The 14507-nt window shown below is 61.9% G+C and carries 11 protein-coding genes, 1 tRNA gene and 1 pseudogene; 3 read left to right on the top strand and 10 right to left on the bottom strand.

All coding sequences use genetic code 11. The features are described from left to right. Window positions 1-11 precede the first annotated feature (11 nt). The 6 genes and pseudogenes from AC15MQ_RS16665 to AC15MQ_RS16640 form a co-directional block, all read right to left on the bottom strand. Window positions 12-1085: pseudogene (locus AC15MQ_RS16665) on the bottom strand (type I restriction-modification system subunit M); the annotation flags it as partial. Continuing rightward, the gene (locus AC15MQ_RS16660; RefSeq protein ID WP_483080830.1) at window positions 1082-2581 is read right to left on the bottom strand and encodes a type I restriction-modification system subunit M; all 1500 of its coding nucleotides are present in this window, start codon (window positions 2579-2581) and stop codon (window positions 1082-1084) included. The gene AC15MQ_RS16660 and the pseudogene AC15MQ_RS16665, both read right to left, overlap by 4 nt. A gap of 270 nt (window positions 2582-2851) precedes the next feature. Then, window positions 2852-2941, bottom strand: a tRNA-Ser gene (locus AC15MQ_RS16655). Window positions 2942-3078: 137 nt separating this feature from the next. Next, window positions 3079-4362 (bottom strand): serine--tRNA ligase, encoded by a 1284-nt coding sequence (gene serS / locus AC15MQ_RS16650; protein WP_483080725.1) that lies wholly within the window; start codon window positions 4360-4362, stop codon window positions 3079-3081. Between the two features lie 48 nt (window positions 4363-4410). Continuing rightward, window positions 4411-5727, bottom strand: a complete 1317-nt coding sequence (locus AC15MQ_RS16645; protein WP_483080724.1) for a replication-associated recombination protein A — start codon at window positions 5725-5727, stop codon at window positions 4411-4413. 402 nt (window positions 5728-6129) lie between these two features. Further along, window positions 6130-7551 carry a wax ester/triacylglycerol synthase family O-acyltransferase gene (locus AC15MQ_RS16640; protein WP_287652321.1) on the bottom strand — a complete coding sequence of 474 codons (1422 nt, stop codon included), beginning with the start codon at window positions 7549-7551 and terminating at the stop codon, window positions 6130-6132. Window positions 7552-7859: 308 nt separating this feature from the next. On the opposite strand from AC15MQ_RS16640, the gene AC15MQ_RS16635 reads away from it, so the two are divergent. After that, complete coding sequence (locus tag AC15MQ_RS16635) at window positions 7860-8363, top strand: phasin family protein (protein ID WP_483080723.1); 504 nt, start codon at window positions 7860-7862, stop codon at window positions 8361-8363. A gap of 142 nt (window positions 8364-8505) precedes the next feature. Here AC15MQ_RS16635 and gcvA read toward each other — a convergent pair whose 3' ends face one another. Then, complete coding sequence (gene gcvA / locus AC15MQ_RS16630; protein WP_287652323.1) at window positions 8506-9462, bottom strand: transcriptional regulator GcvA; 957 nt, start codon at window positions 9460-9462, stop codon at window positions 8506-8508. 115 nt (window positions 9463-9577) lie between these two features. Here gcvA and AC15MQ_RS16625 point away from each other — a divergent pair, with 115 nt between their 5' ends. Both AC15MQ_RS16625 and AC15MQ_RS16620 read left to right on the top strand, forming a co-directional pair. Beyond that, window positions 9578-9757, top strand: a complete 180-nt coding sequence (locus AC15MQ_RS16625) for a hypothetical protein (protein WP_287652324.1) — start codon at window positions 9578-9580, stop codon at window positions 9755-9757. 158 nt (window positions 9758-9915) lie between these two features. Continuing rightward, complete coding sequence (locus AC15MQ_RS16620; protein ID WP_287652325.1) at window positions 9916-10341, top strand: acyl-CoA thioesterase; 426 nt, start codon at window positions 9916-9918, stop codon at window positions 10339-10341. Window positions 10342-10394: 53 nt separating this feature from the next. Here AC15MQ_RS16620 and AC15MQ_RS16615 read toward each other — a convergent pair whose 3' ends face one another. The 3 genes from AC15MQ_RS16615 to AC15MQ_RS16605 are packed head-to-tail and all read right to left on the bottom strand — an operon-like array spanning window position 10395 to window position 14412. Beyond that, on the bottom strand, window positions 10395-11858 hold the full coding sequence (locus tag AC15MQ_RS16615; protein WP_483080722.1) for a DUF294 nucleotidyltransferase-like domain-containing protein: 1464 nt from the start codon (window positions 11856-11858) through the stop codon (window positions 10395-10397). Then, window positions 11839-14040 carry a 3'-5' exonuclease gene (locus AC15MQ_RS16610; protein ID WP_483080721.1) on the bottom strand — a complete coding sequence of 734 codons (2202 nt, stop codon included), beginning with the start codon at window positions 14038-14040 and terminating at the stop codon, window positions 11839-11841. The genes AC15MQ_RS16615 and AC15MQ_RS16610 overlap by 20 nt, the downstream gene beginning before the upstream one ends. A gap of 3 nt (window positions 14041-14043) precedes the next feature. Then, window positions 14044-14412: a response regulator transcription factor gene (locus tag AC15MQ_RS16605; protein ID WP_287652328.1), complete on the bottom strand. Its 369-nt coding sequence runs from the start codon at window positions 14410-14412 to the stop codon at window positions 14044-14046. Window positions 14413-14507: the final 95 nt, after the last annotated feature.

Below are 14507 nucleotides of genomic sequence, written 5' to 3'. Positions count from 1 at the left end.
GAGGAATTTAGGATCACTGCCTCGACCCAATCCTGTTCGACCATCTTGGTGCGCATACCTTGCTCTTCGTTGCGAAACAGCACGCCGTGCGGCCAGAGGACGGCGCAACGACCCTGGCCGCTCAGGCTGGCCAGGATGTGCTGCTGAAAGGCGTAATCGGCCCGCCCCTGTGGTGGCGTGCCGAGGAAGTTCCGGCCCCACTTGTCCTGCTCCCACGCCGCGCGATCCCACTGCTTGATCGAGTACGGTGGATTGGCGAGAACCACATCGAACTTGCGGAGCCGGTCACCCTCGATGTGCCTCGGGTCGGCCAGCGTGTCACCGCGGATGATCTGGAAGTCTTCGACACCGTGCAGGAACAGGTTCATCCGCGCGATGCCGGAAGTAATGAGGTTGCGCTCCTGCCCGTAAAGCCTGAGCGTGCGGTATTCGCCGCCGCTGCGCTTCACTTCGACCAGTGCCGAGATGAGCATGCCGCCGGTGCCGCATGTGGGGTCATAGATCGACTCGCCAGCCTGCGGGGCGTGGAGTTGCGTCATCAGATGGACGACGGTGCGGTTGGTGTAAAACTCAGCGGCGGTGTGGCCGGAGTCGTCAGCAAACTTCTTGATCAGGAATTCGTAGGCGTTGCCGAGTTCGTCCTCGGGCACGTTGGCCACCGACAGTATCTGGGTCGAGAAATGCTCGAGGAGGTTCTTGAGGGTCTCGTCGGGCAGGCGCTCACGGTTGGTCCAGGGCGAATCGCCGAAGATGCCGGCCAGGAGATCCGGATTGGCAGCTTCCAGTTGGCGCAGTGCGGTCTGAATGGCCAGCCCGACATTCTTGGGTTTCTGCCTGACATCGTTCCAGTGCGCCCCTTCGGGAATCTGGAAGCGGTGATTCTCGGCGAACTTGGCGAAGGAGAGATCGCCAGCGGCATCGGCGAGGGCGACCTGATATTCCTCGTCCCAGATGTCGGAGACGCGCTTGAAGAAGAGCAGCGGGAAGATGAACTGCTTGTAGTCGCCGGCATCGATCAGCCCGCGCAGCAGGACGGCAGCACTCCAGAGGTACGATTCAAGCTCTTGTTGGGTGATCCTGCTCATTTCAGCCACCCGCCTTCTTCCATCACGCTCGCAAGGCGGTCTTCGGCCTCGCGACAGCGGGTCAGCGCCGCCTTGAAGGCCGCAATGGCTTCGGAGAGCGGCGGGATGTCTTCCTGCAACGGGGGCAGCACATAGCGCGAGATGTTCAGCGTCCAGTCCTCGGCCTTGATCTCGTCGAGGCTGACGACACGAACGGCATCCTGCACATCCTCGAACTTCTCGAACCAGCGCTCAATCGCCAGCGCGTGCTCAGGCTCCAGATAGTTCTGCGCACGGCCACGCCGGAACAGTCGCGAGGCGTCGGCAATCAGCACTCTCCTTCTGCGTGCAGCAGGCTTGCGCTTGCGTAGCACCAGAATGCACGCGGCAAGCCCGGTGCCATAGAACAGGTTGGGTGCCAGCCCGATCACTGCCTCGATCAGATCCATCTCCAGCAGCTTTTGCCGGATGTTGCCCTCGGCGCCTTTGCGGAACAGCGCGCCCTGGGGCAACACCACGGCCATTCGCGCGGTGACTTCCGCCATAGATTTGACCATGTGCTGCACCCAGGCAAAGTCCCCGCTGGACGAAGGCGGCAGGCCGGCAAAGTTGCGGCCGAAGGGGTCGTTCAGCCACAGGTCTTCGCCCCACTTCTCCAGCGAGAACGGCGGATTGGCGATCACGCAGTCAAAGCTGGCGAGCCGGTCGCCGTCGAAAAAGGCCGGGTTGCGCAGCGTGTCGCCACGCACAACCTGAAAGTCCTCGATGCCGTGCAGGAAAAGGTTCATGCGGGCGATGGACGAGGTGGTCAGGTTCTTCTCCTGGCCATACAGCTTTCCCCAGAGGCGCTTCACGTCGCCGTGCTGTTCCTTGACGTGCTGCACGGCGGCCAGCAGCATGCCGCCGGTGCCGCAGGCGGGGTCGTAGATGGTCTCGGCCTCCTTCGGGTCGAGCATGTCGATCATCAACCGCACCACGCTGCGCGGCGTGTAGAACTCGCCGGCCTTCTTGTTGGTGGCGTCCGCGAACTTCTTGATCAGGTACTCGTAGGCATCGCCTAGCAGATCGGACGTGACGTCGTGGTTGCTCAGCGGCAGCTTGGAAAAATGCTCGATCAGGTCCTTGAGCAGCGCGTCGGACAGGCGCTCCTTGTTGGACCACTGTGCGTCGCCGAACACGCCGTACAGCGTGTCGGGGTTGGCCTTCTCGATCTCGCGCATGGCGCGCTGAATCGCAGCGCCGACGTTCGTGGCCTTGGTACGCACGTCGTTCCAATGGCAGCCCTCCGGGATCTGGAACCGGTGCGACTCAGGGAACCAGGCCAGTTGCTCATCGCCGGTCTCGTCGACGAGCAACTGGTACTCGTCATCCCAGACGTCGCAGATGCGCTTGAAGAACAGCAGCGGGAAGATGTAGGTCTTGAAGTCGGCCGCGTCCACCGGGCCGCGCAGGATGTTGGCAGACTCCCAGAGATGGGATTCGAGTTGCTCAACGGTAACCGTCTGTTTCTGCGCCATCATTCGCCATTTATTGTTCTCGTGATGGGGCCATTATCCCATTACAAAGGCGTACCAGATGAGCCTCATTTCGCGATGGCGTACCCCACAAAACCAAAGCATACGCCATCACAAAATCCGCCCACCACCCATATTTTGTCAAGCAAATACAATCACTTGAAAAATCCGTACCAAATTTGCGAAGTCAGGAGGTAGAAACGAAAAACCCCGCAAAACAAGGCGTTAAGCGGGGTGTTCGTTTTAGCTGCAGAGCGTTTGCAGCCGGTGTCCTGGCGGAGAGGGCGGGATTCGAACCCGCGGTAGGCTCACACCTACGCCTGATTTCGAGTCAGGTACATTCGGCCACTCTGCCACCTCTCCGTCGGGCGCGAATATTAGCACAACCTGGCGGGAGCATGCACGGTGGCAACATTTTCCTTGCGAAAAGCCCCCCTCTGACGACACCGCATCACTCCCCACCGCGGCCAACAATGGACAAGGAGCAGCTCACGCCTTGCTCAGTCAATGCTGATACGATCCGTGCCATTCAAATAAGGACGCAGTACAGGTGGAACACTGATGCTGCCGTCGGTGTTCTGGAAATTTTCCATCACCGCCACCAGGGTGCGCCCGACGGCAAGTCCGGAACCATTGAGGGTATGCACCAGTTCGGTTTTGTTGCGCTCGTTGCGGTAACGCGCCTGCATGCGCCTGGCCTGAAATGCCTCGAAGTTGGAGCATGAGGAGATCTCGCGGTAAGCTTTCTGTGCCGGCAGCCAGACCTCGAGGTCATAGGTCTTGGCTGATGAGAAGCCGATGTCGCCGGTACATAACGCCACGCGCCGATAAGGCAGATCGAGCATTTCGAGAATGGCTTCGGCATGTCCGGTGAGTTCTTCGTGCGCCGCCAGCGAATCCCCGGCGGCCACGATCTGCACCAGCTCTACCTTGTCGAACTGGTGCTGGCGGATCATGCCGCGCGTGTCTCGACCGTATGATCCCGCTTCCGAGCGAAAACACGGGGTGTGACAGACGAACTTCAGCGGCAACTCCGCCGCCGTGAGAATGGCGTCGCGCACGATGTTGGTGACCGGAACCTCGGCCGTGGGAATCAGGTACAACGGATCGGCGTCGGCGCGCAGGACCTTGAACAAGTCCTCCTCGAACTTCGGCAACTGCCCGGTACCCAGTAGGCTGGCCGCGTTGACCAGATAGGGCGCATAGACTTCGGTGTAGCCATGCCGCGCGGTATGCGTATCGAGCATGAACTGCGCGAGCACGCGATGCAAACGGGCAAGCTGCCCCTTCATCAGCGAAAAACGCGTGCCGGCGATCTTCGCGGCAGTAGCGAAATCAAGCTGGCCCAAGGCCTCGCCGAGGTCAACGTGATCCTTCACCGCGAAGCCAAAGCTGCGCGGCGCGCCCCAGCGTTTCACCTCGACGTTGTCGACGTCCGATCGGCCCACCGGAACGCTGACTTGCGGCAGATTTGGAAGCACCGCCAGAAACGCATCGAGTTCCTTGAGCAACTCAACCAGGCGAACCGCATTGGCTTCGAGCTCGTTCTTGATCGCCGCCACCTGCTCCATGACGGCCGCGGCATCTTCGCCGCGGCCCTTGAGCATGCCGACTTGTCTGGAGAGGCTGTTGCGCCCGGCCTGCAACTCCTGCGTGCGCGTCTGCAAGAACTTGCGCTCGTTTTCGAGCTGCTGGAAGGTCGATCGGTCAAGCGTGAAGCCGCGCGTTGCCAGTCTTTCGGCAATCGCATCAAGGTTGTTGCGCAGCAGTTGTATGTCGAGCATGCCTGGTCCTCAGTTTGGCGAATTCGCGGCGCCCCGCCAAGCTGCCGCCTAGTCCTTCTTGTCCCTTGCCTGACGATCGAGCTCACGCAACTGCGCCAGCTTCTCGCCAATGCGGATTTCGAGGCCACGCGCGACCGGCCGATACCACTCGATCGCCGGCATGCCTTCCGGAAAATAGTTCTCGCCGGCCGCATAGGCATCGGCCTCGTCGTGGGCGTAGCGGTAGTTTGCCCCGTAACCCAGGTTTTTCATCAACCGTGTCGGCGCGTTACGCAGATGGACCGGCACGGGCCGCGACCCATCTCCACTGACGAAGCTGCGCGCGGCATTATACGCGAGGTAGGCCGCGTTCGACTTGGCGGCCATGGCCATGTACACCACCGCATCGGCAAGTGCCAGTTCGCCTTCGGGAGAGCCGAGACGTTCGAAGGTTTCGGCCGCGTCGAGTGCGATCCGTGCTGCACGCGGGTCGGCAAGGCCGATGTCTTCCCAGGCCATGCGCACGATGCGACGCGCCAGATAACGTGGATCGGCACCACCGTCGAGCATGCGGCAGAACCAGTACAACGCGGCATCCGGCGAGGATCCGCGAACCGCCTTGTGCAAGGCCGAAATCTGGTCGTGGAAGGCATCGCCGCCCTTGTCGAAGCGACGCAGGCTCTGCGCCAGGGATCGCTCAATGAAAGCCCCGTCGACGCTGCGCACCTGCGCAGTCGCAGTGGCCGTACCGATCTGTTCGATGAGGTTGAGCAGCCGCCGGGCGTCGCCGTCGGCAAGGCCAATCAGGCGCGCACGCGCATCGTCGTCGAAGTTCAGGTCCGGCAGTATCTGCCCGCAAACCCGTTCGAAGAGGCGCGCCATTTCAACCGCCGAGAGCGGGTGCAGCACGTACACCGAAGCCCGCGAGAGCAGCGCCGAATTGACCTCGAACGACGGGTTTTCTGTCGTCGCACCGACAAAAGTCAGCAGCCCGGCCTCGACATAAGGCAAAAAAGCGTCCTGCTGGGCCTTGTTGAAACGATGCACTTCATCGACGAAGAGAATCGTTCGTCGGCCATGGTGAGCGCGCGTCATTTCGGCGCGTGCCACGGCCTCACGGATGTCCTTGACACCGGAGAATACCGCAGAGAGGGCAATGAAATCGGCAGCAAAGGCATCCGCCATCAGGCGCGCCAGGGTTGTCTTGCCCACCCCCGGCGGCCCCCACAGGATCATGCTGTGCAACTGCCCCGAGGCGAATGCCATCGCCAGCGGCTTTCCCGGACCGAGCAGATGTTCCTGCCCGATCACTTCGGCCAAACTTCTCGGCCGCAGCCGCTCGGCAAGGGGTGCGTCCGCAGGCCTCTCGGCAAAAAGGTCAGACATCCCGGTTCTCGTCAATCGGCGGGGACAGCCCGTTGGTTCGTGCCTGGGCAGCCAACGGCCGGCATGTTAATCGCTGTTGCCCTTCCTTTTCGCCGTGGTCCACGCCTGGGAAAGCCGACGGCGCCGCGATCCATCGCATTGACCGTGACCGTGACATTACGCACGGACGAGCGCGTCGGCCCAAGGTATCGTTCGCCCATCGCTTCACAATGCAACGCTTGGAAATGGGCATTTTCTTCTGGTAGGTAACAAACGGCACCTCGTCGCGGGTGTCCTGCTCGGGTTGGCACCGGTGGAACGGGTGCCAACGACGTAGTGGAAGTTCAAGCAGGGTCGCCTCGAACCCTGCGAAAAAAAGAAATCCGAGCATTAGACCGGGTGCAATGCCCGGTCTTTTTTTGCTCATGTTTCACGGGGTACCCGACCAGTGGTATGGGGTTGGTGTGCGTCGAGGACGGACTGCTCGAGTTCGGTAAACGCTTCAGCCACGTAGGCGCTCAGACGCTCGAGATTCGGCAGTTCGTCAGTCGCAATCAAACCGAAGAACAGTTGCCCGGCGTAGCTGAACAAAGTGATGTTGAGCAGGTTGCCGGCCGGCAGGGTACTGATTGGATGCAGTTCCTCAAGGCGGGCGCCCTTGATATAGAGGTATTCACGCGGACCCGGCACGTTCGAGACCAGCGTGTTGCCCGTCGGCGGCAGGTGATTGCTGAGCTTCAGCATTTCCGCGAGTTGTCCGACCACACCGGTAATCAGCGTGTAGGACTCGATCGCCTCGGGAGCGACACTGTCGATCATAGTGCGCACATTGCGCAGCGAGAAGCCGATGTTGCGCAGGCGGACATAGGGATCATCGGTCGGCGGCGAAAGTTCGACCTGGATGATCCCGATCTTGTTGCCGGCACCCTGGTCGCCCTCCTTGCGCAGGTTGACCGGCATCTGAATCGTGATCGGCCGCTGCAGGTCGACGCCCTCATCGCGCAGGTAGCGGCGCAAGGCGCCGTCCAGGCACGTCAGCGCGACATGGTTCAGCGTCGACCGGGTCCTGGTACGGATCAGGTTGACCCGGTCCATGCTCACGCTGGCCGTCGCAAACTGGCGACCGGCCGTGACCTGTCCGGTCAAGGGCGTATTGCCATCGGCCACGAATGGCAGCGAAATGGCATTCTTGGTGAGTTTGATGCTTTCCAGCAACAGCATCGCCGAGAGCCGCCCAATCCCCAGCACACGCTTGCCGGCCCCAGCCAGGTTGGCCAGCAGCGACTGCGCCATTTTCTCGTTGAGCCGCTTCTCGCTGCGGTGGCCAAGCGCATGCCTGATCGACCAGATCGGTTTCAGTTCCAGATCGTCGGCCCGCGGGGACAGCGAATCGACGGCCCAGCGCATCATGGTCACGCCGTCGGCGCTGGCATGATGCGTCTTGACGTATACCGCAAAACGCCCTTCGCTGAGTCCGTCGATGACATGCATCTCCCACAGCGGCCTCGACCGATCGAGCATCGGCTGATGCAGGTCCGCTACCAAACGGTACAGTTCCGGCCGGCCGTTCTTGCCACGCGGCAGCTTGTGATAGAACACGTGCTTCTGCAGGTCAACCGACTCGCAGTCCCGCCAGGTGGGCATGGCCGTCAGCGAAAAGTGGATCAAGCGGTTGAAAGGCGCCTGAACGTCGGTGAAGGTGAGAAACTCCCGGTACAGATCGGCCGCGAAACCGGGCTTCGATCTGGGCGGGCGCTTGCAGATCATCAGGCCACCCACATGCTTCGGGCTCGCTTCCGACTCGGCGATGAAGAAAGCGACATCCAGCAAGGAGAGTTTGTGCATCCGCGTTCCTTTCGTCCTGCGTGTGTTGTGCTGCCAACGGACGCCTGCACGCCCACGCCGGGAACTGCCTTGCACCCCGTCGGGGCGTGCGGCACGCGCGGCGCAGTCGTCCACCACTCCAGCTGCCGACGATCGCAGGCTCTGCTGCCACAGTGTCGTAAGGATACCGCATCGCACGAGCGACGTTCTAGAGGAAAACACTCAGGCTTTTAGTGTGTGTCCTCTAGAGCTTGTCGATAGACTTGCTTTCGGTGGCTGCTCAAGCAGCCGCAAGACCTTTCAGATCCAGTCGGATAAAGGAGAAACAAATGAGCAAGACACTCACAGCGTTGGTCGATCGGGTTGGCAACGAGCAGTTGCTGACGAAACCGTTGGAATCTGCACGCAAATTCTGGCTTTTTGGCCTTGGCGCCTATTCGCTGGCCTGCAAAAGCGGCGCGCGGACCCTTGAAACCCTGGTACAACAGGGCAAGGCCTTCGAACCAAAGGCGCGCCAGCAGATCGCGGAGAAATCGGCCGAGTTGCTGAGCAGCGCCAGCGGCAAATTCCAGCGCGGAGAGGAACTGGTCAAGGAACGCCTCATTCGGCCACTGGATTTCCTTGTCGTGGCCAGCAAGCGCGATGTCGAACTGCTCACCATGCGTGTGATTCAACTGAGTGCCGAGGTGCGTAGCTTGACCGGAGGCAAGGCCAAACCGATCGCCAAGTCATTGAGCAAACCATCGAGCAAGCCGGCAGCCAGGGTGGCAGCCAAGCCGGAAGCGAAACCGGCGGCGGCTGATGCATCGCCGATGATGGCCTCCGCTGCCTGACGACCCTCATCCACGGACAGGGAGGGCGATGCGAGGCCGCTCCGCGGCCCCCGACCGAACAGGCATCACGCCGGCCGCAACGCACTGCAGCGCTGGCCCGGCGCGCATCGGTTCACGCGGCAGAAGGGCGACCGGCACCGGGTCATTCCTCGGCCACGGTCGCCGCCTCGCTGCGCAACCACCGCCGGAAGGTGTTGACGATCGGCCGATCGGCAATGGCTTCCGGCGCTACCAGGTAGTAGGCCTGTGTGCGGCGGATGACGATGTCGAAAGGCACCACCAGTCGTCCAGCCGTGACCTCGGCTTCGATCAGCGGCTTCGAGGCGATCGCCACCCCCACACCGTCGATTGCTGCCGAAAGGACCAGCCCAGGATCGCTGAAATGCGTACCGGTATCCGGATTGATGCCGCTGACCCCGGCCACCTGCAGCCATTCGGCCCAGGTCGGGCGATCCAGCAACTCCATGATCGATTCGTCATGCAGAAGGTTGTGTCGGCGCAGGTCGCCGGGTTCGTTGAGCGGTCGCATCCCCAACAGTAGCCGCGGACTGCATACCACGGCATAGGCTGGAGCGAACAGACGATCGACGCGGCAACCGTCGTACTGACCGTGGCCGAATCGGATGAATACCTCGGCTTCGTCGTCACGAACGTCGATCCCCTCCAGTCCCGATACGCCGGAAACATCGCGCGCATCGATGGTGTCCAGCGACGCCGCCATGTGCAGTTGTATCTCCGGATGAGCAGCGGTGAAAGCAGGCAGGTGGCGGATCAACCAGCGGTTGGCGAACGCTGGCGGCGAGGTCACCAGCAGGCGCCCACCGGCATCGTGCTGTCGCGTGTTCTCGATCGCCGCGGCAAAGCACTCCAGACCCTCGCGCACTTTCGGCAGCATCGCCCGGCCCTCGCGCGTCAGTTCCAGCGCCCGCGTCAGTCGGCGGAAAAGGTAAAAGCCCAGATACTCCTCAAGGCCCCGGATCTGGTGACTGATGGCTGTGGGCGTCACGGAAAGCTCCTCGCCGGCGTCCTTGAAACTGAGGTGGCGAGCCGCCGCTTCGAAGGCACGCAGAGCGTTGAGAGGGGGCAGGCGGTAAGTCATATGGATGAGATATTCTCACGCATCGGCTGACAATTGATCATTTGCCCGCACGTCCTCCAGGAAATAAAGTAACGATGCACTCTCGGGGACCGAGAACAACCCAAGGAAGAAGCAAATGAATACCGACCTCAAACGCGAAGAAATCATGATGATCGTTGAACGCGCGCGTTACCAGCGCAGCATCGCCGCCGGCGAAGTCACAGCCGTCAGCCTCCGCAAGGCGCTGGCCTGGCTGGCAAAGTGGACCGACAGGTTCCTGCATGCTCTGCTGATGTCGCCCACCGCGAACCACTGAAAACGCCGATACGAGTCGTCCAGGGCAGCCCCCAACGGATCGGCCCGCCGCCGCTTGCATCAAAAGAGAGGACAATCGAGCAGCGTCGCTGGTTCTGCCTTCCGGAACCCCATACGCGAGCAACATTTCCTCTGCAATCCTCCGATACAGGCTAGACCATGCCCAGAATCCAGATCGATCTGCCCGAGAACTTTGCCTTTTCCACCGAAATCACGCTCTATCTGAGCCACATGAATTACGCCGGTCACCTCGACAACGCAGCGCTGTTGGCCGTGGTTTCCGAGGCGCGCGCGCGTTTCTTCCAGTCGCTCGGGTATACCGAACTGGATGTCGAAGGACTGGGCATCGTCATTGCGGACGCCGCGCTGCAGTACAAGTCGGAAGCGTTTCACGGCGAGGTGATGGTCGCCCAGATGACGGCCCGGGATTTCGGCAGCAAGGGCTGCGACCTGCTCTGGTGCATGCGTGAGAAATCGAGTCAACGCGAGGTCGCACGCGGCAAGACCGGCATCGTTTTCTACGATTACGGGGCACGCAAGGCGGCGGCCATACCCGAGAACTTTCGCACGCGCGCAACATCCTGAAGGACCGGCGACAAGCCCCTCTGCAAGGCTACTGGAACTGACGGAAACGCCGCCTAAGCCGGCGCATGCGCACGCGCCAGTCGCCGCTGCAAATTCTGGACCTGCTTTAACGATTCCTTCAGGATCAGGCGGTCCAGTTCGTGCAGATCGTCGGGATCAATTCGGTTACAGTCGGATCCGGCGCCGCTGCGCATCTGGTGCTCAAGCCGGAGACGCTGAATGTGATGAAAGGCGTCGATCAGCGCCGCCAACTCCTCCGCTGCCATCCCCATCTTCTCGCCGCTGACGCGTAGCCGCTCGACCGTATTGGTATCCGGTATCCGGCTTGCCAGGGCGTGGATGCGTGCAGCGTCTACGAAGGGTCGCGAGCCGTGCTTCTTGAGATCGATGGTATGTGGAAACGCCTTGTCCCGATCATAGCGGAAGCCATTCCACCAGTTGAGCGGCGACTCCCAGTTGAGCGTGTTCTCGACCATCGCGCGCAGGAAGATCGGATACGAGGACGCTCTGGCCAGCAACCAGGCACGCAATTCATTGGCCAGCGACTCCTGCCCATAAAGCGCGCGAAAGTCGAAAAAGATGCTCGAATTGAGGAGCGCCTCGGGTTGTGGTGATTCCAGCCAGCCGGAAAAGGCGCTCCGCCACTCACTGGTGGATAGACACCACTGCGGGTTGCTGGCCATGATGTTGCCTTTGCACAGCGGGAAACCACAAGCATCGAGCGCCTCATTGACTGCCCGGGCAAAGGGCAGGAACGCCGTGCGCAGGCTGCTCGCCTGTGCATCCGATTCGGCGGCAAAGATCAGCCCGTTGTCCTGGTCGGTGGCCAGCGTCTGCTCAAGCCTGCCTTCCGAGCCAAACACCAGCCAGCACCAGGGTACGTAAGGGAGATCGAACTGGCCGGCAACCAGTTCGATGACCTGCAGCGTCAGCAAATCGTTGAGCGACGAAAGACGATGGCAGAGCGCTTCGGCATTCACTCGCTCGGCGACCAAGCGGACAACAAAGCGACGGACTTCGCTCGCCAGGCCAACCAGCGTACGCAGATCGCGTGCCGCCAGGATCGCCTGCACCAGGTCTGTGCTCTGCGCGCCCGGCAGCGTATACAGATCGCTCTGCGAGATGAGATCGAAGTAACTGCCGTCGGCTTCAGTGAGGACCAGATGGCGCACGCCGCGCCTGACCATCACCACGCTGGCCTGATGAACGGTGCCGTCAGCCGGCACGGTAATCAGGCCACTGGTCATCACCGCGGCGATCGGTGCCTGCAGATCGCCGCCCTCGATGGCAATGCGGCGCACCACGTCCGGCAGGGTCATGATGCCCAGCGGTACCCGGGTGCTCTCATCGAGCACCACCACGGCGTCTGCCCGCATGCGGTCGAGCAGCAGCAGCGCCTCGCGCACGCTGACCGCTGGACCGACCGTGAGCGCTCGCCCGCGCACCAGACTGCGCAGCGCGACATACGGCGAGAACGCTGCCGCCCGCGTTGCCGACTCAGTATTTGAGTCGGGCATGGAAGGTCCGCTGACTGGCTTCACGTGCCTGCCGCAAGGTCGTGATGCCCATCTCGGCGAGCAGGGGCAGCATCTTCAGGAACACTTCGCCAGTCACCATCGCATCGCCAAGCGCCGTGTGGCGCCCGAACACCGACACCCCGAGACGTTCGGCGATCGCTTCCAGGCGATGGCTGGTCTGGTTGGGGTGGATTACGGCCGAAAGCAGGAAGGTGTCGAGCACTGGTTGCTCGAAACGCACCCCGGTCTGTTCCTCCTTCAGTTGCAGGAAGCGCATGTCGAAAGCGGCGTTGTGCCCGACCAGAACCGTGTCTGCGCAAAAGGCATGGAACTTCGGCAGGACAATCTCGATCTGCGGCTGCCCGACCAGCAGATCCGGGGTGATGCCGTGGATGGCGATTGACTGCGGCGAAAGTGGACGGCGCGGGTCTACGAGTTGATCGAGACACTCATGGCGCAGCAGTCGACGATTGACGATGCGTGTCGCGCCGATCTGGATGATTTCGTCGCCTTCGGACGGCAACAGGCCGGTCGTTTCGGTATCGAATACGGTGTAGGACAGTTCCACAAGAGGCCGGTCGTCGAGTTCGTGGCTCGCGGCCGACCACAGGAAGATATCGAAATCATAGAACTCGGGACGTTCGCCCTCCGGTGCCGCCATGATCGCATGCGGCAGATCCTTCGGCGCCTCGGCGGCCGGCAACATCGTCCGAAAGAAAGCGCGATGTGACACCCGCTCGCGCTGAAACCAGATGTCGCCGTTACAGCGCTCAATCACATCGACGACGCTCAGCGGAGATATTTCGCCTCCGCTAGTCATCGGATCCTGCAACCAGCTCATCGCCGTCTCGTTGTTCATGAACGTGCCCAGCCATGACAGATCGAGCTGCGCCAAAGACCCGCTGCGCGTCAGCGACAGCCGCACCTCGCGCACCTCGTACTCGTCCTGCAAGCGCAGGGCCAGATAGCGCAAGGCTTGCAGAAGTCCGAAGCTGTCCACCCGCAGCCACAGGTCCTCATCGATGTTCTCGCTCTTCACCGCCAGCGCGCGACGTTCGCTGGCACGCCGCTCGCCGATTCGCCGGGCGGCAACGGCGACGAGCTCGGCACCCAGAATCTCTTCCAGCAACCAGCGCTCGCGCAAATCGTTCGAGAAGGCCGCCGCCGCGTTCTCGAACTGTGCCGACAATGCCCGCGCCTCGTCGCGGATGACGCCCAGAAAACGGTCGCGTTGCTGGCCAGGCATGTCGGAAAAGTCGGAGAGCATTTCGCCTGCGGCGCGGATGCTGCCCAGGGGTCCGCGACCACCTTCGATCAGCGACTGAATCAGCGCATCGCGGCGCGCGTGCCGCTCGTTGGTACTGGTGACGTCTTCGAGCACGAGCACGAATCCGGTGATCGAAACAGCGCCAACGCGGGCATGGTGCGGACCCTCGGCACCAAGCACCGGCGACATGTGCGCGCGCAACAGGCGACCCGCGCGCGTCGCCGTAACGAACTGCGCCGATCCGAGCAGCCTCCGGCTATCCGCCGCCTCCGTTCCCTCGCGACTGGCTTGCTGCAGGCGTTCGAGCGCATGCTCGATCAGTGCCCGGTCAAAAACCGTGTAAATCGAACGTCCAAGACCCAGCAATTCGGCATTCCCGCCATCCGTACCGCTCGAAAGTTCCTGCCTGGCCCGCTGGTTATAAAGGAGTACCCGGCCATCGAGGTTGCAGACCACGACACTCTGGCTGAGGTCAGCCATCAACGCCGCCAGGCGGCTGCGCTCTTCCTCGAGGGAAGCACGCGCCTGGCGTATGCGCTCGGCGACATCCACTTCCAGTGCGTCGCGTACCGCCAGCACTTGATTGGCGGCCTGAACCAGGACTCGCAGTTCCTCTGCGCCATACTCGCCCAACAACCGGAGACCACGATGCGCAGCCGTGGCCGCCAGTTCTTCCGCCATCCGCAATGGGGCACTGACGTAGAGCCCGTACAGGCTGTAGATCACCCAGCAACTCACGGCACACGCCGCCAGGGTCAGCACGACGAGAGCGACGATTCTCTCTTCGGGAGTCCTGCCGCCGCCGCTGGCGTCGGCTTCACTGGCCAGCATCAGGGCCGCTGTCCCGACCACCACCACCAGCACGAACAGGCAGGCAGCGGCAACGGCAAGCAATAGCCGTCGGTTGGGTTTCATCGGCTACATTCCGAGGAGCTTGCGCACTTCGGCGAGCAGTTCCTTGGTGGAGAAAGGCTTGGTCATGTAGCCATCGGCGCCAAGCCCGAGCCCCTTGCTCACTTCCGTGTCGCGCCCCTTGGCCGTCAGCATCAGGATGCGCGTGCCACTCAAGTCGGGATCGGCACGCAAGGCCTGACAGACATCGAAGCCGTTCATCCTCGGCATCATGACGTCGAGGAGAACGAGATCCGGTCGTTCGGCACGCACCTTCGCCAGAGCCTCTTCTCCGTCTCCGGCAACCAGCACCGCAAAGCCCTCGCGACGCAGAAGAAATTCGATCGAGATGACAATATTCTGCTCGTCGTCGGCAATCAGTATTTTTTTGCTCATCAACACTCCGATCGTGAATGAACTACGCCCAACAGTCGCAACTCCAGCAGTGCACGGAGCATGCGCGTCGTGACCCCTCCCCAACCCCGGCAACC

Source organism: Candidatus Accumulibacter propinquus (genome assembly GCF_056856495.1).
The sequence above is the reverse complement of the archived record's forward strand: the minus strand, read 5'-3'. Positions and strand labels throughout refer to the sequence as shown.